A 20928-nucleotide genomic window follows, 5' to 3' on the forward strand; every position below is an offset into this window, starting at 1 on the left:
CGTCACCAGGTGGGAGATGTGCCCGCTCCTCGGCTCAGACCGGCTGATCCACCCCCAGCGCCGCGCGGACCTCGAACTTCTCGTACGTCTCGGACGGCTCGGTGTCCTCGGGGCGAGAGGCCAGGACGGTGCCCAGCCAGCCCAGCAGGAACCCGGCCGGTACGGAGACGATGCCCGGGTTCTGCAGCGGGAAGAAGGCGAAGTCCGCGTCCGGGTAGAACGAGGCGGGCCTGGAGGAGACGACGGGCGAGCAGACGACCAGCAGTACCGACGTGATGAGGCCGCCGTACAGGCTGAGCAGGGCCCCGCGTGCGTTGAAGCGGCGCCAGAACAGGCTGTAGACCATCGTCGGCAGGATCGCGGACGCGGCGATGGCGAAGGCCAGGAACGCCAGGGTGGCGGTGTTCGTCCCCCAGGAGACGAGCGCGAGCAGCATCCCCAGGACGCCGATCACGACGGCGGACAGCCGGGCCACGGTCAGCTCCTCCCGCTGGCTCGCCCGGCCTTTGCGGATCACCTCTGCGTACAGGTCGTGCGCGAGCGAGGAGGCCGCTGCAAGGGTGAGGCCCGCCGCCACGGCCAGCAGCGTCACGAACGCGAGACAGGAGATGAGCGCGGTGAGCACGGCGCCGCCGAGGTCCTGGGCGAGCAGCAGCACCGCGGCGTCGCCCTTCGCGTCGATGCCCGCGATGACGTCCCGGCCGACGATCGCCGTCGCTCCGAGGCCGAGTACGCCTGCTGCGAGGCACACGAAACCGACGAGGCCCATGGCCCACAGGATGGAGCGCCGCAGCACTCGGGTGGCGCTCGGGGCCAGCAGCCGCATCATCACGTGGGGGAGTGCGGCCAGTCCCAGCACGATGGCGATCTGGAGGCTGAGGAAGTCGAGCTTGCTGGTCGTGCTGCCGCCGTAGCGCAGCCCGGGCTCCAGGAACCGCTGGCCGATCCCGCTGCCCGAGGCGGCTCCGCCGAGCAGGTCGTCCACGTTCCACTTGTAGCGGTGCAGCACCATGACGGCGGTCACGGCGACACCGACGACCAGCATGACGGCCTTGATGATCTGGATGAAGGTCGCGCCGGGCATACCGCCGAGCGCCACGTACAGCACGACCAGGGTGCCGATGGCCACGATGCACAGGGTGCGGGTGGTGCTGGACGGTTCGCCGAGGAACTGTGTCAGCAGGGCGACGCTGCCGACGAGTTGGGCGACGAGGTAGAGCACGGTGATGGTCAGCGTGCAGAAGGCGAGGGCGAGGCGGACGGAGCGCTGGCTGCGCGGGAGACGCAGTGCAAGGGTGTCGCCGAGCGTGAACTTGCCGGAGTTGCGCAGGGGTTCGGCGATCAGGAGCAGCACCATCACCCAGGCCACGCTGGTGCCGACGAGGTACAGCAGGCCGTCGTACCCGGTCAGCGCGACCAGACCGGTGCTGCCGAGCAGGGTGGCGGCGGAGAGATAGTCCCCGCACATCGCCAGGCCGTTGCGCAGTGGTGTCATCGTGCGGTTGCCGAGATAGAACTCGCTGATCTCGTCACCCTGCGGCGCGATGATGAGCGCGGTGAACATGCTGACCACGACCACCGACACGAACAGGATGAAGGTCAGCTTCAGACTGAAGCCGCCGACGACACCGGCGGAGAGAGTGACCAACTGGTCCGGGGGGAGAGTCACCATTCGCCGAACCGCCTCTGCTGCTGGGGGACCCGGGCCCGCGCGGCAGCGTCGCGATGCATCTCGGCGCGCAGACGGTCGGCGGCCGGGTCGATCCGCCGCTCCATGTGCACCGTGTACCGCCACGCGGTCAGGGCCATCACGACGAACTGCCCCACCCCGCCCGCGAGTCCCAGCGTCACATGACCGAACAGCGGCCGATTGAGCACGTCGGGCAGAAAACTCGACAGCAGCACGAACAGCAGGAACCCGCCCACCGAGATCGACAGCGCCACCGCCCCGAATCTGCGGTGAGCGCCGCGTATGGAGCGGAAGTCGGGATGCGAACCGATCATGTTCCGGGCCACGGGTCCGGACTGCGTGCTGTCCGGAGGGGAACCGTAGTACGGGCTGGGGTGTTGTGGCATACCGTGCCTTATCAAATAAGAGTGCAGCTCAAGAGGCATTGCTGAACGCGGCTCAAGTTTCTGGATCGAGCGGTTCGGGAATCGGCCCGAATTGCCGCTGAAATCCTCACCGGGTCAACCCGGAGCAGCCCGGCCGATGGGGTATGTCGGCAAGGCTGAACGGATTCTGGCATTCAATCGATTCAATAATCAACAGCGAAAATGTGAGGGAAATGCGAGCGGCCTTATCCGGCCTGCGGGGTCCGCCGGGCTGGCTCAAATGCACCGCACAGCATCGGGCGCCGGAGTCGGCACCGGCGGCGCCGGGTGCCGCGTCGGCGGCCGGGTCCGGGGGACGTGATGTGCAGCACGCCGGGGCGGCGGGCGTGACGCTTGTGAGGGGGGTTCTGGCTGGGCACGGCTTGATCAGCGATCAAGGCGGGTAAAATCCCTGGCCAACGCCCATTCTGCTCATTTGACACCTCGTCGCGCTCAGGGATAGACAGCAGCCCTCTGAGGTCGAGAGGTGAACCGTGTACGAGCCGAATGTGGTCGGGGACTGGCAGGAGTACGACGACGAGCATGCCGGCCTGCGCATTCGCGTCCATGGCTTGGAGAAGGCGGAGCCGCCGCGCGGTCGTGACGACGCGGCCGAGGGCCTGATCTACTTCCGATTCCGGGTGACGGTCGAAAACCGTACGACCGAGCATTTCGGCATTCACCTCGAAGACGGCCAGCTCGACATCCGTATCGGAACCGATGGCGAGAGCGCGTTTCTGGACTGGCGCAACTCGCAGTTCATCGAGGGCTTCGACGTCTATCCCCTGCGCCGGGCCACCGCGGTCCTGTTCGCCGCGGCTCCCGAAAGCGGCCTGTCCCACGTGGACATCCAGGTCCAGTTGAAGGTCGACGACGAGTGGACCGAACGCTACCTCTGGTCCGGCGGCATCGGCCTGCACGAGCCGGCGGTCGGCGTCGGTGCCCGCCCCGAATCCGCCGCGGACGGTCTCGCCGCCCAGGTGATCAGCTTCCTGGAGAGGGAAGCGGGGCCGGGCCCGGCTTCCTGACGGCCGCAGAGGGAGAGCTGTCGCGGTCGAGGCTCAGCGGCCTCGCCCCGAGTCCAGGGCCTCGGCGGCCGCCGCCGCGACGGCCTCGGACACGGCGGCGAGCGCCGGGAAGTCGAGCTTCCAGTGCTGCCAGTACAGAGGAACGTAGATCTTGGAATCCGGCGCGAGATTGACGAGCCGTCCCGCGTCGAGCAGCGGGGCCGCCTGTACCTCGGGAGCCATGCCCCACCCCATTCCGGCCGCGACGGCGTCGACGAACCCCTCCGAGGTCGGCACGAGATGCCGCAGCGAACTCGCCGCCCCGCGACCGCGCTTGAGCCCCCGGACGAACGCGTCCTGGAGATCGTCGCGTCGGTCGAAGGACACCACGGGCGCGCCGGCGATCACCTCCCGCAACGGCGTGTCCGGCCACCCGCCGAGCCACCGCGAGGCGAACTCGGGGCCGGCCACCGGGACGTACCGCATACGCCCGAGGCTCCGGACGGAACAACCCGTCACCGCGTCCGGCGACGAGGTCACCGCCGCCATCACCAGCCCCTCGCGCAGCAGCGCGGCCGTGTGGTCCTGGTCCTCGCGGCGCAACTCGTAGCAGAGCCGCAGCTCTTCCGGTACGCGGGCGAGCGCGGGCAGGAACCAGGTCGCCAGCGAGTCGGAGTTCACCGCGATCGACAGACGCGTCGGCTCGTCGGAGCCCGACATGCCGAGCTCGGTCCTGGCCTCGTCCTCCAGCCGGGCCAGTTGGCGCGCGAACCGCACGACGACCTCGCCGGACTCGGTCGGCCGGACCGGTTTCGTACGCATCAACAGGACGCGTCCCGTGCGCTGTTCGAGCGCCTTGACCCGCTGGCTCACCGCCGACGGAGTCACATGCAGCACCGCGGCCGCCGCGTCGAACGTGCCCTCGTCGACGACGGCCAGCAGGGTACGCACCTGGTCGAGGGGAAGCTCTGTCATCACGAGAGCTAATGATACGTAAGAATCTTTAGCTGTACTCTTGACGGCGGCCTTCCTAGCGTGGATGCCGTGACCAGCGCTCTGACCGCCGCGGCCGCCGGGTTCGGCACCGGCCTCTCCCTCATCGTCGCCATCGGCGCACAGAACGCCTTCGTCCTGCGGCAGGGCATCCGCAAGGACGCCGTGCTCGCGGTGGTGGGCATCTGCGCCCTGTCCGACGCGGCACTCATCGCCCTCGGTGTCGGCGGTGTCGGCGCGGTGGTGGTTGCCTGGCCGGACGCGCTGACCGCGGTCGCACTGATCGGTGGTGCCTTCCTCATCGGCTACGGCTGTCTCGCCGTGCGCCGGGTGTTCCGGCCGTCGGGGCTGCTCGTGGAAACGGGGACTGCGGGCTCACGACGGCGGGCCGTACTCACCTGCCTGGCGATGACCTGGCTCAACCCGCACGTCTACCTCGACACCGTGTTCCTGCTCGGCTCCATCGCGGCCGACCGCGGCCCGCTGCGCTGGACCTTCGGCCTCGGAGCCGTCCTCGCCAGCCTGGTCTGGTTCGCCGCGCTGGGCTTCGGCGCCCGGCTGCTCAGCCGCTTCCTGGCCCGGCCGTCGGCGTGGCGCGTACTGGACGCTCTGGTCGCCGCGATGATGATCGCGCTCGGTGCCACGCTGATCGCCGGGGCGTGAACGACCCCTGGTCCGCAGGCTGTTCGCCGTCCTGCTTGTCACGGTGGTGGTCGCGGTCGTGACGATTGCGGTGGTCGTGTCGCTCTCCTCGATGGACAACGGCGACGGCCAGGAGGCCGAGTGCCAGTCCCGCCACCGTCTGGGTCCCGAAGGGTTCGCCGAACATCAGCGCACCCCACACGGCCGTGACGGGGGCCATCAGGAACATGAGGGTATTGACCTTGGTCACCCCCGACCGCCGCAGGATCAGCCAGTACAGCCCGTACCCGCCGAAGGTGGAGAGCACCACGAGCCACACCACGGCCGTCCAGAAGGAGCCGCTCGCGGGCGGTGTCACCGCTCCGGTGGTCGCGGCAAGTGCCGTGAAGATGACGGCACTTGTGACGGCGTGGACCGTCATCGACACCATCGGGCGGACGTCCGTACGGGACCTGCGGTCCAGGAAGGTCGCCGCCACCAGTGACAGCATGCCGAGGAACGGCACGAGATACGCCCACCATGCCGCTCCCGTCCCGGCACCGGCGTCGGCCGCGGTGACGACGGCGACTCCGGTCACACCCAGCCCCAGCCCGAGCCACTGGGTACGTGACACCGGCAGGCCCAGCAGCGGCCCGGCCAGCGCTCCGGCCACCAGGGGCTGCGTGCCGTCGATCAGGGCCGTCGTACCGCTGGAGACGCCCAGCTCGATCGCGTAGTAGACGGTCAGGAGATAGCCGCTCTGCGACAGCGCCCCCACGGCGGCCTGCCGGACCAGATCGCGGGGCGTGAGCCCACGCCACGACGCCCGCGTCGCGGTCAGCGCGACGACGCCCAGGACGAGGGCCAGCGGCAGGAAGCGCCACATGAGAAGCGTGACGGTAGGGGCGCTGCCCGACCCGAGCTTGGCCCCGATGAAGCCGGAGCTCCAGGCCCCTACGAACGCGATCGACAACAGGATGTTCACGACACTGCACCTCCAAGGCCGGACGTCCGACAGAAGTAGACCGATCTGTATACCTGACATCGAGTATACAGATCGGTCTACTATGGAGAAATGAGCACCTCGAAGACGCAGGGCGCATCGAGCGCGTCGAGAACGCCGGGCACGTCGACCGCCACGGACGGGCCGCGCCGAGTGCCTCTGACCCCCGGTGCGCGCCGGGCACTGGAGGCGGCCGGGCGACTGTTCTACGACCGCGGTATCCACGCCGTCGGCGTCGACCTCATCGCAGCCGAGGCCGGTGTCACGAAAAAGACGCTCTACGACCGGTTCGGCTCGAAGGACCAGATCGTCGTCGAGTACCTCGCCGACCGCGACGAGCGCTGGCGGGCCTTCCTCGCAGCCCGCCTCGACGCGGCCCACACCCCGCACGACGGCGTTCTCGCCGTCTTCGAGGCCTCACGCGACTGGATGGACGCGTCCAGTCCGCGGGGCTGCAGCATGGTCAACGCCCATGCGGAGATCGACGACATGTCCCACCCCGCGTACGCGATCATCACGGGCCAGAAGCAGTGGATGCTCACCCTGTTCACCGACCTCGTACGCCCTATCGCGCCCGCCTCGGCCGACTTCCTGGGCCGCACCCTGATGCTGCTCCACGAGGGCGCACTCGTCGCCCACGGCCTGCGCATCTTCCCCGGCGCCGTCGACCACGCCCGCGAACAGGCGGCATCGCTCCTGGCGACGGCCGAGGGCTCGCGCACGACGGGCTGACGCGCCTGCCCGTCCGGCTACCGTGCCGCCCCGTCCACGGATCGGTCCGCCCGGCGAAGACGGCCCCGTATCGGCGATAGTGATCCTCGAATCGAAAGATGTATCGAGCAATCAGGTCGGGCAAGGTCGAGAAACCAGGTCGAGAAACCAGGACGGGCGTGGACACGAGCAAGAGCGACGCGGACAACAGCTCGGAATACAGCGCGGAATCGGAGACCGGGGCACCGGGGCCGGCCAACCCGGCGGAACCGAAGAGAGGCGGCGGCTGGCGCCGCTGGGCCATGGACACCCGGCCGCTGCGCCGCCCCGCCTATCGCCGCCTCTGGTCCTCGACCATCGTCACGGCCGTCGGCAGCCAGCTCACCGCCGTCGCCGTACCCAAGCAGATCTACGACATCACGGGATCCTCGGCCTGGGTCGGCTACGCCAGTTTCGCGGGGCTCCTGCCCCTCGTCGTCTTCGCGCTGTGGGGCGGCGCGATCGCCGACAGCGTGGACCGGCGCAAGCTCCTCCTCGTCACGAACATCGGGATAGCCGTCACGTCCCTGCTCTTCTGGATACAGGCCGTCACCGGACTCGAATCGGTCGGCGTCCTGATGGTGCTGCTCGCCGTCCAGCAGGCGTTCTTCGGCCTCAACTCCCCGGCCCGCCAGGCCTCCATCGCCCGGCTGGTCCCCAAGGACGAACTGGCCGCGGCGAACGCGCTCGGCTCGACCGTCATGCAGACCGGCCTCGTCGCCGGACCGCTGCTGGCCGGAGCCCTCATCCCCGTCGTGGGCCTCGCCGAGCTCTATCTGATCGACGCCCTGGCCCTGTGCGCCACGGTATGGGCGGTCTACCGGCTTCCCGCGCTGCCGCCCCTGGGCACCACCGCGGCGGCCGCCGGGCGGGCGGGCCTGCGGGGGATCGCGGAGGGCTTCCGCTACATCTCCCTCAACCAGGTGCTCCTGCTGTCCTTCCTCGCCGACATCATCGCCATGGTCTTCGGCATGCCGCGGGCGTTGTTCCCGCAGCTCGCCGCCCAGACGTACGCCCCGTACGGCGAGGGTCTCGCCCTCGGACTGCTCTTCGCGGCGATCCCCATCGGCGCGGTGCTCGGCGGGCTCATGTCCGGGACGTTCTCGCGTGCCCGTCGGCACGGGCTCATGGTCATCGCCGCGGTGGTCGCCTGGGGTGTGGCCATCACCGGCTTCGGCCTGAGCAGCAACCTGTGGGTGGGCGTGGCGTTCCTTGCCGCCGCCGGGGTCGCCGACATGGTCTCCATGGTCTTCCGCGGAGCCATCCTTCTGTCGGCCGTGACCGACGAGCTGCGCGGCCGGATGCAGGGCGTCTTCACGGTGGTCGTCGCGGGCGGGCCTCGCCTTGCCGACGTCCTCCATGGCACGGCCGGCTCCGCCCTGGGCGCCCGCGCGGCCGTCGCCGGCGGCGGTCTGCTCGTCGTCGTCACGATGCTGACACTGGCGGCGACGATGCCGGCGTTGCGGCGGTACAGGGGGAGTGTGTAGGGCTTTTTCGCCCCCGCCGCCCCTACCCATTCCCGTCCCTTTCGGGGGCCAGCCCCCGAACCCCCGCTCCTCAAACGCCGGAGAGGCTGATTTTCAGCCCGTCCGGCGTTTGAGGACGAGGCCGTTCAGGCCGATACGGGGGGTCTGGGGGCGCAGCCCCCAGGGACGGGACGGGTAGGGGCGGCGGGGGCGAAAACAGCTACGCCGGCCGCAGCCACACCGTAGCCAGCGGTGGCAGTGTGAGCCGCACACTCGCCGCCCACCCCTGCTCCCCTTGAGCCTCAGCCTTGACGGGGCCGGGGTTCATCACACCACCGCCCCCGAAGGACACGGCATCGGTGTTCAGGACCTCCCCCCAGGCGGGCACGTCATCAGGAACCCCGAGCCGGTACTCGTGCCGCACCACGGGCGAGAAGTTGGACACGGCCAACAACGGCGAGCCGTCCGCACCGAACCGCAGGAACGCGAAGACGTTGTCCTCCGCCGCACCACCAGCGACCCAGGCGAACCCGGAGGGATCACAGTCCCGCTCCCAGAGCGCACGGGTTTCCCCGTACTGACGATTGAGCTCACGGACGAGGTCCCGCACACCGCGGTGGTCTGCCTCGGCTCCGTACGACGGGTCGAGGAGCCACCAGTCGGGCCCGTGCGCCTCGGACCACTCCGCGCCCTGCGCGAACTCCTGCCCCATGAAGAGGAGCTGCTTGCCGGGATGCGCCCACATGAAACCGAGGTAGGCCCGGTGCGTGGCGCGCTGCTGCCACCAGTCGCCGGGCATCTTGGACACCAACGACTGTTTTCCGTGGACGACTTCGTCGTGGGAGATCGGTAGGACGTAGTTCTCGCTGTACGCGTACACCATCGAGAACGTCATCTCGTTGTGGTGGTACTTGCGGTGGACCGGCTCGTGCGCGACGTACTCGAGAGAGTCGTGCATCCAGCCCATGTTCCACTTCAGGCCGAACCCCAGACCGCCACTGTCGGTGGAGCGGGTCACTCCCTCCCAGGCGGTCGACTCCTCGGCGATGGTCATCACACCCGGCACCCGCCGGTACACCGTCGCGTTCATCTCCTGGAGGAACGCGACCGCGGCGAGATCCTCGCGTCCGCCATGGATGTTGGGCGCCCACTGCCCGGGCTCGCGCGAGTAGTCGAGGTAAAGCATGGATGCCACCGCGTCGACCCGCAGGCCGTCGATGTGGAACTCCTCGCACCAGTAGACCGCGTTGGCGACGAGGAAGTTGCGCACCTCGGTGCGACCGTAGTCGAACTCGTAGGTCCCCCAGTCGGGATGCTCGGCGCGGCGCGAGTCGCCCGGCTCGTACAGCGGCTCCCCGTCGAAGCGGGCCAGCGCCCAGTCGTCCTTCGGGAAGTGGGCGGGCACCCAGTCCATGATCACGCCGATCCCGGCCCGGTGCAGCGCGTCGACGAGGTACTTGAAGTCGTCCGGTGTCCCCAGCCTGGCGGTCGGTGCGTAGAAGCCGGTGACCTGATAGCCCCACGAACCGCCGAAGGGGTGCTCCGCCACCGGCATCAGCTGAACGTGGGTGAAGCCGAGGTCCCTGACGTACTCCGGGAGCTCTTGAGCCAGTTGACGGTATGTCAGGCCCGGGCGCCAGGACGGCAGATGGACCTCGTACACGGAGAACGGTGCCTCGTGCACGGCGACGTCCCCGCGGTGCGCCAGCCACTCCTGGTCGCCCCACTCGTGGTGGGACGCCGTCACGATCGACGCCGTCGCGGGCGGCACCTCGGTCCGGCGTGCCATCGGGTCGGCCTTGAGGAACCGGTGGCCGTGCCGTGAGGTGATCTCGAACTTGTACCGCGCGCCCTCGCCGATGCCCGGCAGGAACAGTTCCCACACCCCGGACGAGCCCAGGGACCGCATCGGGAAAGCGGTCCCGTCCCAGTGGCTGAAGTCCCCGGCCACCCGGACGCCCCGCGCGTTGGGTGCCCAGACGGTGAAGCGGGTGCCGGCCACGCCCTGGTGGGCCATCGGCTCGGCGCCGAGCGCCGTCCACAGCTGTTCGTGCCGCCCCTCGCCGAACAGATGCAGATCGAACTCACCGAGCGAGGGCAGGAACCGGTAAGGATCCTGCACCGCCAGCTCGCCGCCGCCCTCGTACCTCACCAGCAAGGTGTACTCGGGAACCGAATCGAGCGGCAGGACACCCGAGAAGAGACCGTCGCCCTCGCTGCCCAGCTCCATGCGTCGCCCGTCCGCCGACAACACGGCCACGGCCGTGGCGAACGGCCGCAACGCGCGGAAGACGACCCCCTCCGGGACAAGATGGGCCCCCAGCAGTGCGTGCGGATCGTGGTGGGCGCCCGACAACAGACGCTCCCGATCCGTCGCGTCCATGGGTGACGCCGGCGGCCGCACTGCGGGCCGGACGTCCTCGGGCACCGGAAGAGTCACGGCTGCGGTGATGTTGCGGGCCACGGGTTCAGCCTCCTTGAGCACTGTGGAAGGACGGGACCGGCTTCTGCGGACCGGAGCCGGAGGGTGCGGGGGCGCGCTCGGCGAGGCGGGCGATCGCCGCCATCGGAACGGGCAGCCAGTCGGGGCGGTGCCGGGCCTCGTACAGCACCTCGTACACGGCCCGGTCCGTCTCGTACGCGCGCAGCAACTCCGGCTCGGCGCGCGGGTCCCAGCGTGCCTGCGCGGCATACCCCGCGCAGTACGCGTCCCGGCAGCGCCGCGCCCACTCCGGACGCCACGGTCGGCGGCTGCGGGCCGCGTAGTCGAAGGAGCGGAGCATGCCCGCGACATCGCGTACGGGTGGCTGCGGGTGCCGGCGCTCGGCGATCGGGCGGGCCGGCTCGCCCTCGAAGTCGATGACGAACCACCGCTTCCCGGCCCGCAGCACCTGACCGAGGTGGAGATCGCCATGGATCCGCTGCACCGGACGGCCCGATTCGAGGGCTGCGAGCGCGTTGAAGGCGCTCCGCAGTCCCTCCACGTACGGCAGGAGGTCCGGCACCGACCGGCTCGTGGCGTCCAGCCGCTCGTTCATCGAGGCGGCGAGCCGTCTGCTCCGGCGTCCGACCGGGACGCCGAGGGCGAACGCACCGGCCAGTGCGAGGTGCACCTCGGCCGTCGCCTTTCCCAGTTCGAATGCCTCGTCGGTGAAGTCCCGTCCCGCGGCGAGCGATTCGAGTGCCAGGGTCCACCCGTCGGCGGCATCGCGCAGGAAGGGCTGCAGCACACCGAGCGTCGCCTCCTGCGGCTGCGAGGTCCGGAACCACGCCACCGGTGCGGGTACCCGGGTGCAGCCCTGCCGGGCCAGCGCCCAGGGCACTTCGAGATCCGGGTTGATGCCGGGCTGGACACGCCGGAAGATCTTCAGGATGTACGAATCCCCGTACACCAGCGAGGAGTTGGACTGCTCCGCGTCGAGCAGACGCGGGGTGAGACCGGCCGGGATCGCCACCTGCGCCTCGCGCTCGAACCGCAGAGGGCCCACCGTGCCCGGAGTGCGCAGCCGCTCCAGGAGCAGGTCCGCCGACCGGGGCTCCTGAAGGGCGTCGTACACCATCATCCCGGCCAGCGGCCCCTCGCTCGCCCGGCCGATACAGGTGTGGGCCAGCCGTGGCGGCAGGACCTCCCGGACACCGAGCAGCAACTGGTAGCAGTCCCCGGGCAGATGAGCGGCGGTGTCGTGCCGCGTACTGACCAGGAGATGCAGGCATCCCGGATGAAGCTCGGTCGCCGACAGCAGCGCCAGCTCCGTGACCCGCCGGCCCTTGCCCGCGAACCATCGCTGCTCCGGCAACCACGTCCGTAGCAGTCCCGCGAGGGACGTCATCAGAAGAGCCGGACTGTGGCTTCCGGGGCGGGGTGATACGACCTTGCGCATGGCGACCCGTCCTTTCAGGCGCACACCATCAATCGCTGTTTGGTGTGGGGAGCTACCGCGCGGAGTCGGAACCAGTAGAAGCCGTGTCCGGCGAGGGTGAGGAGGTAGGGGAGTTCGCCGATGGCGGGGAAGCGGACGCCGCCGATGAGTTCGACGGGGTGGCGTCCGTTGAAGGCCTGGAGGTCGAGTTCGGTGGGCTGGGCGAAGCGGGAGAAGTTGTGGACGCACAGGACGAGGTCGTCGCCGTGTTCGCGCAGGAAGGCGATGACGGCGGGGTTGGTGGAGGGCAGTTCGGTGTAGGAGCCCAGGCCGAAGGCGGGGTTCTGTTTGCGGATCTCGATCATGCGCCGGGTCCAGTGCAGCAGCGACGAGGGCGAGCTCATGGAGGCTTCGACGTTGGTGACCTGGTAGCCGTAGACCGGGTCCATGATCGTGGGCAGGTAGAGGCGCCCCGGGTCGCAGGAGGAGAAGCCGGCGTTGCGGTCCGGGGTCCACTGCATGGGGGTGCGGACCGCGTCGCGGTCGCCGAGCCAGATGTTGTCGCCCATGCCGATCTCGTCGCCGTAATAGAGGATCGGCGAGCCGGGCAGCGACAGCAGCAGCGCGGTGAACAGTTCGATCTGGTTGCGGTCGTTGTCCAGCAGGGTGGCCAGCCGCCGCCTGATCCCGATGTTGGCGCGCATCCGCGGGTCCTTGGCGTATTCCGCGTACATGTAGTCGCGTTCTTCGTCGGTGACCATTTCGAGGGTGAGCTCGTCGTGGTTGCGCAGGAAGATGCCCCACTGGCAGCCGGAGGGGATCGCCGGCGTCTTCGCGAGGATTTCCGAGACCGGGTAGCGGGACTCCCGCCGCACGGCCATGAAGATGCGGGGCATGACGGGGAAGTGGAACGCCATGTGGCATTCGTCGCCGCCGGCGCTGTAGTCGCCGAAGTAGTCGACGACGTCCTCGGGCCATTGGTTGGCCTCGGCGAGCAGGACGGTGTCGGGGTAGTGGGCGTCGATCTCCGCCCGCACCCGCTTCAGGACTTTGTGGGTGGCGGGCAGGTTCTCGCAGTCGGTGCCCTCTTCGGCGAAGAGGTAGGGGACGGCGTCGAGGCGGAAGCCGTCGATGCCCAGGTCGAGCCAGAACCGCAGGGCGGAGACGATCTCCTCCTCGACGGCCGGGTTCTCGAAGTTCAGGTCCGGCTGGTGGGAGAAGAAGCGGTGCCAGTAGTACTGCTTGCGGACGGGGTCGAAGGTCCAGTTGGAGGCTTCGGTGTCGACGAAGATGATGCGGGCGTCGGGGTATTGTTTGTCGTCGTCGGCCCACATGTAGTAGTCGCCGTAGGGCCCGTCCGGGTCGTTGCGGGACTGCTGGAACCAGGGGTGCTGGTCGCTGGTGTGGTTCATGACGAAGTCGATGATGACGCGCATGCCGCGTTGGTGGGCGGCGTCGACGAATTCGACGAAGTCGGCGAGGTCACCGAATTCCGGCAGTACCGCGGTGTAGTCGGAGACGTCGTAGCCGCCGTCTTTGAGGGGTGATTTGAAGAAGGGGGGGAGCCAGAGGCAGTCGACGCCGAGCCATTGCAGGTAGTCGAGTTTGGCGGTGAGGCCTTTGAGGTCGCCGATGCCGTCGCCGTTGCTGTCCTGGAAGGAGCGGACGAGGACTTCGTAGAAGACGGCGCGTTTGAACCATTCGGGGTCCCGGTCTTTTTGCGGGGTGTCCTCGAAGGTGTCCGGGACGGGCTCGTTGACGATCATGGTGTGGGTGACCCTCCGGTTGGCGGTGAGGACGGTCGCAGGACGGTCAGTACGTGCGCGGGCCGGTGCCCGGGCTCAAGGCGTACGTAGTTGGTCCTGCCCCAGTGGTAGGTCTCGCCGGTGAGCTCGTCGCGCACCGGCATCGACTCGTGCCAGTCGAGGCCGAGTCGTGGCATGTCCAACGAGACCGTGGCCTCCTGGGTGTGGTGAGGGTCGAGGTTCACGACCACCAGAACCGTGTTCGATCCGCTGCGTTTCGAGTACGCGATCACCGCATCGTTGTCGGTGTCGTGGAAGTGGAGATTCCTGAGCCGGCGCAGTGCGCCGTGCTGCCGTCTGATCCGGTTCAGGGAACCGATGAGAGGCGCGATGGAGCGTCCGTCACGCTCGGCCGACTCCCAGTCCCGGGGCCGCAGCTGGTATTTCTCCGAGTCGAGATAGTCCTCACCACCCGCCCTGAACGGAGTGTTCTCGCACAACTCGTACCCGGCGTACATTCCCCAGGCCGGCGAAAGGGTCGCCGCCAGAACGGCCCGTACTTCGAAAGCCGGTCGGCCGCCGTGCTGGAGATACCCGGGCAGGATGTCGGGCGTGTTCACGAAGAAGTTGGGACGCATGTACGCGGCGACGTCGTCACTGGAGAGTTGGGTGAGGTATTCGGTCAGTTCGGCCTTGGTGTTGCGCCAGGTGAAGTACGTGTACGACTGCTGGAAGCCGACGCGTGCCAGGGAATGCATGATCTCCGGGCGGGTGAACGCCTCGGCCAGGAAGATGACATCGGGGTCGGTACGGTTGATGTCCTCGATCACCTGCTCCCAGAACAGCACGGGCTTTGTGTGCGGATTGTCCACGCGGAAGATCCGTACACCATGGCTCATCCAGAACCGCAGAATCCGCCCCGTCTCGGCGACCAGGCCCGGCATGTCCTTGTCGAAGGCGATCGGATAGATGTCCTGGTACTTCTTCGGCGGGTTCTCCGCGTACGCGATCGTGCCGTCCGAGCGATGGTGGAACCACTCCGGGTGCTTCTCCACCCACGGGTGGTCCGGTGAACACTGGAGTGCGAAGTCCAGGGCGACTTCGAGATCCAGCTCCGCCGCGGTACGCACGAAAGCGTCGAAGTCGTCGATCGTGCCGAGGTCGGGGTGGACGGCGTCGTGCCCGCCCTCCGGTGACCCGATCGCCCAGGGGACCCCGACATCCTGACGGCCTGCCGACAGGTTGTTGTTGGGGCCCTTGCGGAAGGTCGTCCCGATGGGGTGGATCGGTGGCAGGTACACCACGTCGAAGCCCATCTCCGCGATCGCCGGCAGCCGCCGCGCGGCGGTCCGGAAGGTGCCGGTGACCGGCGGCCTGCCGGGCTCCACCACCGCGCCCTCCGAGCGCGGGAAGAACTCGTACCAGGAGCCGTACAACGCCCGCTCCCGCTCCACCAGCAAGGGCATCGGAACCGATCGGGAGACCCGCTCCCGCAGGGGGTGGTCGGCCAGTGCCGCGTCCACGTCCGGGGTAAGTGCGGCGGCGAGGCGGGCGATCGGCGGCCGGGACTCGTCGCGCAGAGCGTCGACAGCGGTCAGTACCGCCGCTCGCCCGGCCTCGTGCGGGACCCCGGAGGCGGCCCGCTCGTACAGTTCGGCGCCCTCCTCCAGGACCAGCCCGACATCGATTCCCGCCGGGATCTTGATGCCGGCGGCCCGGCGCCAGGTGGCCACGGGGTCGGACCAGGCCTCCACCCAGTACACCCAGTCGCCCACCGTCGTGGGGGTGACGTCGGCGCCCCAGCGGTCGGTGCCGGGGGCCAGTTCGCGCATCGGGGTCCAGGGGCCCGTACGGCCCTGCGGATCGCGCAGAACGACGTTCGCGGCGACCGCGTCGTGACCCTCGCCGAAGACGGTGGCGGTGACCTGGAAGGTCTCGCCCGGGATCGCCTTCGCCGGGCGGGTGCCGCGGTCGACGGCCGGTCGCACATCCACCACAGGGACGCGGCCGATCGGGGCGATGGGCACGCGGCCAACAGGGGGGACACGGCCGTCGGCCGGGTTGTCGGTCATGGATCTCACCTCCGTCGTCTTCTGCGCTTTCTTCGCTGTGCTGCGTCTTCGTGGTTCTCGTGGTTCTCGTCGTTCTCGCGCCCGGTCCGTGCCGGGCTGCGTTGTCGGAGGTCCCGTTACGCCACAGGGCTTGCCGCGAGACCGTCGGACCGACCGGACCTGCCGGAGCGCCTGCCGTCGGCCGGGCCGCTTTTGGCCCGGTCCCGGCGCCGGGCGCCCGGCCCGACCGCCAGATAACGCTCGGCGGCGTGTACGGCCTCCCGCGCGCAGCGTTTCCCCATCAGCACGCACAGCGTGTAGCCCGTGTCCTCGAAATTGCCCCGTGCCGCACGGTCGGCGGGGGCCGCGAGCATCATGCGTTCCCAGGCTCGGTACAACTCCAGATGCCTGGCGACCTCGGCTTTGGCAGGCAGCAGCATTTCACTGGTCACCTTCCACTCCCTCGAATGCGCACAGTTCGCCCGGATCGTGCGTGAAGCCCGTGCGCGGAGAGGCATCGACCGACTACAGCGGCCGACGCCCTCACCCATGGTGCACGCGGTGACACCCAACGTCCTGTTGTCGCTTCAACTACATCGGGCGCGCTCTCGTGTTGCACGAATGGAGTACGGCTCCCACTCTGGGAGCTGACTCAGGAGCGATCACTGCTCACGCTTCGTGTTCGGGGCTCGGCCCGCAGGGGCGAGGAGGAGCAAGAGCTTCGCCGGTGAGGAGCCAACGACGATGAAGACCGTAGTGCCCTGCTACTACCACCTCGACGTGGAAGTCAGTTCGGAGCGGGTCGACCAGGTCAGGCGCATTCTGGCCGCCCATCTCCGGTACTGGAACCTTGAGAACCTCGTCGAGCCCGTCTGCCACTGCGCCGATGTGCTGCTCCGCTCGATCGGGGAGCACGCGGCCGACAAGAACACCACCATCGAGATGTGGTGGAACGGCCAGCACCTCATCACCGCCGTCGCCGACAACGACGGCGGATTCCACCCGGAGTCCGCCACACCCGGCTGCCTGGCCCGCATAGCCGCGCTGAGCGACGGATGGGGCTGTTGCGGCACGGGCACCGGCGGAAAGATCGTCTGGTTCTCGCGCCGGGCCCGCGCCATCGAGCGCGCGCCGCTGGTCCCGGCCGGTCCCGCGCCCAGTCTGCGGGAAGCCCGGCGGACGCCCCGCGAGATGCCCGTACCGGCGATGGCGTTCTCCACGCCCGTGGGGTCGTTCGAGGACGAGGTCGTCGCGGCGGCCTCCGGATAGATCCGGTCTCCGTGGAGAACGCCGCACCGGCCCGCAACCGCTCAGGCGGTCGCGGGCCGGTGGCGTTCCTCACCAGGGTTTCCCGAGAAGAGAGGGGAGCCCGGCGGTCCGCGCCCAGGTAAACCCGGCGGTCCGTCTAGGCCCTCGGGCAACTCTGTCTGTAGGCAACGTCCTGGACGTAGCGGTCCCAGTCGTCCCGCGACAGCCCGGTGCCCACGCGACGGCAGACAGTCCGCGCCGCACGGTCGGGCGAGATCTCGTACGTCTGCAAGGGGGCGTGGTCCCCGGCGGCGTAGAGCGTGCCGCCGTCGGGGCCGAAGGCCAGCGCGCGGACGGTGTCGCCCGGTGTGACGAGCGGGGATCCGATCCGTCGGCGGGAGGAGACGTCCCAGAGCTGGAGGGTGCCCTCGTCACCCGCGACGGCGAGCGTGCGGCCGTCGCGGGAGAAGGCCAGGGCCGACACGTACTGGTACGTGGTCGTGTCCGGGTCGGCGAGGACACCGAGCCGTCGGCCCAGTCGCCCGTCCCAGAGGACGACCCGGCCGGAGCCGTCACCGACGGCCAGATGATCACCGTCCGGGCTGAACGCCAGAGCGGTGGACTTGCCGGGGCTTCTGACGGACGGCAGCCGGGTGCCCGCGGGCATGCGGTAGGCCTGCCCGCGCTCGGTGACGAGCAGGTCGCCGTCGGGACGCGAGGTCACCGCGCCCACGGAACCGGGGAGCGTGCCGACCGTGGTCCGGCGGCGCAGGTCCCAGACACGGGTGGTCTCGGGTACGGACCCGGGCACCGGGGAGAGGAGCAGCGACCGGTCGTCGGCGCCGAAGGCGATGTCCGACAGCACCTCGGTGCCGACTTGATCGGCGTCGAGGCTGGTGGTGACGCGCTGTCGCGGAATGTCGTAGAGAGACACCTTGGTCGTGGAGGGAGCCGACGCGAGGTTCACCACGCCGTAGGCGAGTTCTTTGCCGGTGGAATCGATGGCGAGCAGGGCATCGCAGCCTCCGAACGCCGCATCCTCCGACGGGGCTGGGCACGGCAGGGGCGGCGGCTGGGCCAGCAGCCGTCCCGTACGTCCGTCGAGCACGCGGAACCGAAGATGTTTCCCGTCCTCGTCGACGCGGGCGACGGCAAGAGTCCGGCCGTCCGGGCCGAACTCGACGGCCAGGGCGGCGGACGGCTCCCAGCGGGCGTTCACCGCACTCCCCACGTTCAGCGTGTGGACGGACGGTCCCCATGAGCCCTCCGGACCGCCGAGGTACCGGACGATGCCGGCCTCGGTGTCCACCCGGATCTCCTGGACGGTCTCGCCGGCCAACTGGTGGCGTACGACCGGGAAGTCGGGTGAGTCCATCCGCCAGACCAGGATCTCTTCGCCGTCCGACGCCACCAGGAACGCGCCGTCCGCGCTGAGTCGAGCGATCTTCAGGCCGGGGTACACGATCGCGGGAAGCTCCTTGCCCGACGAGACCTCCCACGCTCGGAATCCGGTGGTGTCGATCAGCCCCAGATACCGGCCGTCGGGCGTGAACTCGATCCGCTCCTTGACGCACTGCTCGATGGTCGCTCTGGGCAGCCAGGGCGCGGGCAGACGGCGCTTCTCGGTGACGTCCCACAACTCGAAGCGCTCGCCCGGGACACACAGGGCCAGCAGACGGTCGTCCGCGCTGACCGCGGCGTCCGTGAAGGCGGGGTCGTCCGTCAGGGCCGTACCCCGGCCGTCCTTCCGCTGGCGGTGCATGTGTGCCGTGAGCCTCGCCCACTCCACCTGGGAGCCGGTCGCCCCGTCCACCTTCGCGTTCGTGTCCCGCGTGATCTCCAGGAGCTTCCGCCGGGACCGGGCGTCCCAGAGCTGCACCCGGCGCTCGGATCCCTCGGCGTGGTGGACGAGGAGGCTGCGACCGCTCGGCCCCATCTCGACGCCGCCGTCGGCGACCGCCAGCGGTGTTCCGTCCCGGCTCCCCGTGGCGAGGTTCCGCAACGCCGCCCTTCCTCCGTCGAACTCGGGGATCCACGACGCGTCCGCCCGGATGAACCCCACGTCCTTCGCCGCCTCGCCGAGCCCCGGCCAGGTGGCCGTACGACGACGTGTCCCCACGTCCCACCGGGTCACCTGATCGGTGCCGACGCTGAGGAGCGTGCTGCCGTCGGCGCTGAGATGCCGCATGGTCTCGTCGGTGCCGTCGGGATCGGTGAACACGTCCTGGTTCCGCTGCGCGGCGGCGCCGAGCAGCGCGGAGCGTGTCTCGGGAAGGTCGGCGACGCGCCACGCGGCGAGGCTGAGCCGCATCGCCGTGACCGGGTCGGACAGGCGCAGACTCTCCGCGACCCCGACGAGCCGACGGGCCTCCGCCTCGATCCGCCGCCGCTCGCCGGACTGGTTCTGCTGCCACGCGACGAGTGCCGCGACGAGGCTGAGCACCACCAGGACGGACAGGACGACCGTACGGGTCCTGCGGCCCCGCTGCTCACCCCGGCGGGCGTCGAGGCCCGCGTCGAGGAACTCCCGTTCCAGCGGGGTGAGATCGTCCGTGGCGCCGAACTGCTCCTCGGCGGTGGACAGTTGTACGCCCCGGTAGAGGGAGCCGGCGTCCCGGCCGAGGTCCTGCCAGGTGGTCGCTGCCTCGGTGAGCCGGTGCTGGGACCTGAGCCGCTCACGGTCCTCGTCGATCCAGGTACGCAGCCGGGGCCATGCGGTGAGGACGGCCTCGTGGGCCAGATCGACGGTGTCCTCGTCGAGCGTGATGAGGCGGGCGCGGGCGAGTCGTTCGAGTACGACATCCGTGTCGGCGTCCGCGTGGACGCCCAGCGCGGTGAGTTCCGTGCGCCGAGTCGGACGGCGCGTGTCCCCGGTCCCCTGACCCGGGCTCACCAGGCGGAGCAGGATGCGACGGGCGGTGTCGGCCTGTCGTCCGGTGAGGCTCTCGTAGAGGTCCTCGGCGGTGCGGGCGATCGCTCCGTGGATGCCTCCCGCGGCGTCGTACGCGGCCTCGCCGAGTGCTCTGCCGCGGCGTCTGCGCCAGGTTTCCAGCAGGGCGTGGGACATGAGGGGCAGGCCACCGGGCTCGTCCTGGATCTCGGCGACGATCCGTGAGGTCAGCGTCCGTTCGACGATCAGACCCCCGAGCGCGGCCGGTTTCACGATCGTCTCGCGCAGCTCTTCCGTGCTCATGGGAGCCACCAGGAGCGTCGCCTCCTGTGCGGCCTGCGCGAGCCGGCGGTACCGGGCGCAGTGGCCGTAGAAGTCGGCGCGGACCGCGACGACGACGCGGATGCCGTGATCGGGGCCGACGGCGGTGAACAGCAGGTCGAGGAAGCCCTTTCGCTCGGCGGGATCGGCGCAGAGGGTGAAGAGTTCCTCGAACTGGTCCACCACGATGACGGTCCCGGAGCGGGTGGTGCGCGGATCCAGGACGTCGGCGTGGGTGCGCGCCGGGTGCGGTCCCGGGGTGAGGATCCGGATCGTGGCGGGCCGGACACGCGGCGGGTCGGTCCGCTGGAGGCGGGGGATGAGACCCGCGCGCAGCAGCGAGGACTTGCCGCTGCCTGACGCGCCCGTCAGGACGACGAAGTCCTTGTCCCGGACCAGGCCGACGAGCTGGCCGACGAGGTGGTCCCGGCCGAAGAAGCGTTCGCTGTCGCTCGCTTCGAAGCGGGCCAGACCGGGGTAGGGAGCCTCCGCGTCGTCGTCGGCTGCGCGGCTCTCCTCTGCCGTGTCCTGGGCGGCCCGGTGCCACCGTCGTTCCCAGTCGTCGCGGTCGCCGCCGCAGGCCTCGACATAGGCGAGCGTCACCGGCAGCGAGGCCAGCCGCTCCCCGGCCGCCGCGTGCGCGAGTGTGGCCGCCGAGTAGTGCGCCTGCCTGGCCATCGCGCGGTAGGTGATCCCGCCCGCCTCCCGGCGCAACTTCCGCAGCTCGTAGGCGAATTGCGCGACAGGCCCGTCGGCGGGGTCCAGCGGCCGCTCACGACGTCCCATCGCATCCCCCGTCGCCGTGTGCACCCTTCGCCCCGCACGCTGCACGCTACGAATCTTGGCGGCGGTGGGGAAAGGGGCATGGCGAGAACGCAT

Annotated in this window: 15 protein-coding genes; 5 read left to right on the top strand and 10 right to left on the bottom strand. The window is 69.7% G+C overall.

All coding sequences use genetic code 11. The features are described from left to right. Window positions 1–34: 34 nt before the first annotated feature. Window positions 35–1672 (bottom strand): cation acetate symporter, encoded by a 1638-nt coding sequence (locus tag OG718_RS48290; RefSeq protein ID WP_398936155.1) that lies wholly within the window; start codon window positions 1670–1672, stop codon window positions 35–37. Next, on the bottom strand, window positions 1666–2115 hold the full coding sequence (locus OG718_RS48295; protein WP_313904865.1) for a DUF485 domain-containing protein: 450 nt from the start codon (window positions 2113–2115) through the stop codon (window positions 1666–1668). The genes OG718_RS48290 and OG718_RS48295 overlap by 7 nt, the downstream gene beginning before the upstream one ends. Before the next feature lie 473 nt (window positions 2116–2588). Here OG718_RS48295 and OG718_RS48300 point away from each other — a divergent pair, with 473 nt between their 5' ends. Further along, complete coding sequence (locus OG718_RS48300) at window positions 2589–3122, top strand: hypothetical protein (protein WP_143634083.1); 534 nt, start codon at window positions 2589–2591, stop codon at window positions 3120–3122. A gap of 33 nt (window positions 3123–3155) precedes the next feature. Here OG718_RS48300 and OG718_RS48305 read toward each other — a convergent pair whose 3' ends face one another. Next, the gene (locus tag OG718_RS48305; RefSeq protein WP_328847184.1) at window positions 3156–4076 is read right to left on the bottom strand and encodes a LysR family transcriptional regulator ArgP; all 921 of its coding nucleotides are present in this window, start codon (window positions 4074–4076) and stop codon (window positions 3156–3158) included. 69 nt (window positions 4077–4145) lie between these two features. Here OG718_RS48305 and OG718_RS48310 point away from each other — a divergent pair, with 69 nt between their 5' ends. Then, a complete protein-coding gene (locus OG718_RS48310; protein WP_143634086.1) occupies window positions 4146–4757 on the top strand; it encodes a LysE/ArgO family amino acid transporter in 612 nt (203 codons plus the stop codon). Here the strand turns inward: OG718_RS48310 and OG718_RS48315 are convergent. Further along, window positions 4657–5700: a DMT family transporter gene (locus tag OG718_RS48315; RefSeq protein ID WP_143634088.1), complete on the bottom strand. Its 1044-nt coding sequence runs from the start codon at window positions 5698–5700 to the stop codon at window positions 4657–4659. The two genes, OG718_RS48310 and OG718_RS48315, sit on opposite strands and share 101 nt — an antisense overlap. 90 nt (window positions 5701–5790) lie before the next feature. Between OG718_RS48315 and OG718_RS48320 the strand changes: the two genes are divergently transcribed. Both OG718_RS48320 and OG718_RS48325 read left to right on the top strand, forming a co-directional pair. Beyond that, window positions 5791–6450: a TetR/AcrR family transcriptional regulator gene (locus OG718_RS48320; RefSeq protein ID WP_443055289.1), complete on the top strand. Its 660-nt coding sequence runs from the start codon at window positions 5791–5793 to the stop codon at window positions 6448–6450. Between the two features lie 158 nt (window positions 6451–6608). Then, entirely contained in the window at window positions 6609–7955 is a 1347-nt protein-coding gene (locus OG718_RS48325) for an MFS transporter (protein ID WP_260694923.1), read from the top strand. A gap of 199 nt (window positions 7956–8154) precedes the next feature. Here the strand turns inward: OG718_RS48325 and glgB are convergent, their stop codons facing one another. The 5 genes from glgB to OG718_RS48350 all read right to left on the bottom strand — a co-directional run bounded on the left by glgB (window position 8155) and on the right by OG718_RS48350 (window position 16030). Next, window positions 8155–10317 carry a 1,4-alpha-glucan branching enzyme gene (gene glgB / locus OG718_RS48330; RefSeq protein ID WP_328847965.1) on the bottom strand — a complete coding sequence of 721 codons (2163 nt, stop codon included), beginning with the start codon at window positions 10315–10317 and terminating at the stop codon, window positions 8155–8157. 85 nt (window positions 10318–10402) lie between these two features. Beyond that, window positions 10403–11815, bottom strand: a complete 1413-nt coding sequence (locus OG718_RS48335; RefSeq protein ID WP_328847185.1) for a maltokinase N-terminal cap-like domain-containing protein — start codon at window positions 11813–11815, stop codon at window positions 10403–10405. Between the two features lie 14 nt (window positions 11816–11829). Beyond that, on the bottom strand, window positions 11830–13560 hold the full coding sequence (gene treS, locus OG718_RS48340) for a maltose alpha-D-glucosyltransferase (protein WP_306941896.1): 1731 nt from the start codon (window positions 13558–13560) through the stop codon (window positions 11830–11832). Next, entirely contained in the window at window positions 13557–15611 is a 2055-nt protein-coding gene (locus OG718_RS48345; RefSeq protein ID WP_328847186.1) for an alpha-1,4-glucan--maltose-1-phosphate maltosyltransferase, read from the bottom strand. The genes treS and OG718_RS48345 overlap by 4 nt, the downstream gene beginning before the upstream one ends. A 116-nt stretch (window positions 15612–15727) precedes the next feature. Beyond that, window positions 15728–16030, bottom strand: a complete 303-nt coding sequence (locus OG718_RS48350) for a DUF5133 domain-containing protein (RefSeq protein ID WP_143642600.1) — start codon at window positions 16028–16030, stop codon at window positions 15728–15730. 304 nt (window positions 16031–16334) lie between these two features. Between OG718_RS48350 and OG718_RS48355 the strand changes: the two genes are divergently transcribed. After that, the gene (locus OG718_RS48355) at window positions 16335–16859 is read left to right on the top strand and encodes a pep a2 (RefSeq protein WP_306941900.1); all 525 of its coding nucleotides are present in this window, start codon (window positions 16335–16337) and stop codon (window positions 16857–16859) included. A 136-nt stretch (window positions 16860–16995) separates the two neighbouring features. Here OG718_RS48355 and OG718_RS48360 read toward each other — a convergent pair whose 3' ends face one another. Next, window positions 16996–20835, bottom strand: a complete 3840-nt coding sequence (locus OG718_RS48360) for an nSTAND1 domain-containing NTPase (RefSeq protein ID WP_328847187.1) — start codon at window positions 20833–20835, stop codon at window positions 16996–16998. Between the last annotated feature and the right edge of the window lie 93 nt (window positions 20836–20928).

Origin of the sequence: Streptomyces sp. NBC_00258, from assembly GCF_036182465.1 — a bacterium.
In the GTDB taxonomy this organism is placed as follows: domain Bacteria; phylum Actinomycetota; class Actinomycetes; order Streptomycetales; family Streptomycetaceae; genus Streptomyces.

What these genes read in the sequence shown, in the direction of transcription:
- OG718_RS48335 (WP_328847185.1), bottom strand. Translation starts at nt 11,815, where the DNA reads ATGCGCAAGGTCGTATCACCCCGCCCCGGAAGCCACAGTCCGGCTCTT.
- OG718_RS48290 (WP_398936155.1), bottom strand. Translation starts at nt 1,672, where the DNA reads ATGGTGACTCTCCCCCCGGACCAGTTGGTCACTCTCTCCGCCGGTGTC.
- OG718_RS48360 (WP_328847187.1), bottom strand. Translation starts at nt 20,835, where the DNA reads ATGGGACGTCGTGAGCGGCCGCTGGACCCCGCCGACGGGCCTGTCGCG.
- OG718_RS48345 (WP_328847186.1), bottom strand. Translation starts at nt 15,611, where the DNA reads ATGACCGACAACCCGGCCGACGGCCGTGTCCCCCCTGTTGGCCGCGTG.
- glgB (WP_328847965.1), bottom strand. Translation starts at nt 10,317, where the DNA reads ATGGACGCGACGGATCGGGAGCGTCTGTTGTCGGGCGCCCACCACGAT.
- OG718_RS48295 (WP_313904865.1), bottom strand. Translation starts at nt 2,115, where the DNA reads ATGCCTCTTGAGCTGCACTCTTATTTGATAAGGCACGGTATGCCACAA.
- OG718_RS48350 (WP_143642600.1), bottom strand. Translation starts at nt 16,030, where the DNA reads ATGCTGCTGCCTGCCAAAGCCGAGGTCGCCAGGCATCTGGAGTTGTAC.
- OG718_RS48305 (WP_328847184.1), bottom strand. Translation starts at nt 4,076, where the DNA reads ATGACAGAGCTTCCCCTCGACCAGGTGCGTACCCTGCTGGCCGTCGTC.
- OG718_RS48355 (WP_306941900.1), top strand. Translation starts at nt 16,335, where the DNA reads ATGAAGACCGTAGTGCCCTGCTACTACCACCTCGACGTGGAAGTCAGT.
- OG718_RS48320 (WP_443055289.1), top strand. Translation starts at nt 5,791, where the DNA reads ATGAGCACCTCGAAGACGCAGGGCGCATCGAGCGCGTCGAGAACGCCG.
- treS (WP_306941896.1), bottom strand. Translation starts at nt 13,560, where the DNA reads ATGATCGTCAACGAGCCCGTCCCGGACACCTTCGAGGACACCCCGCAA.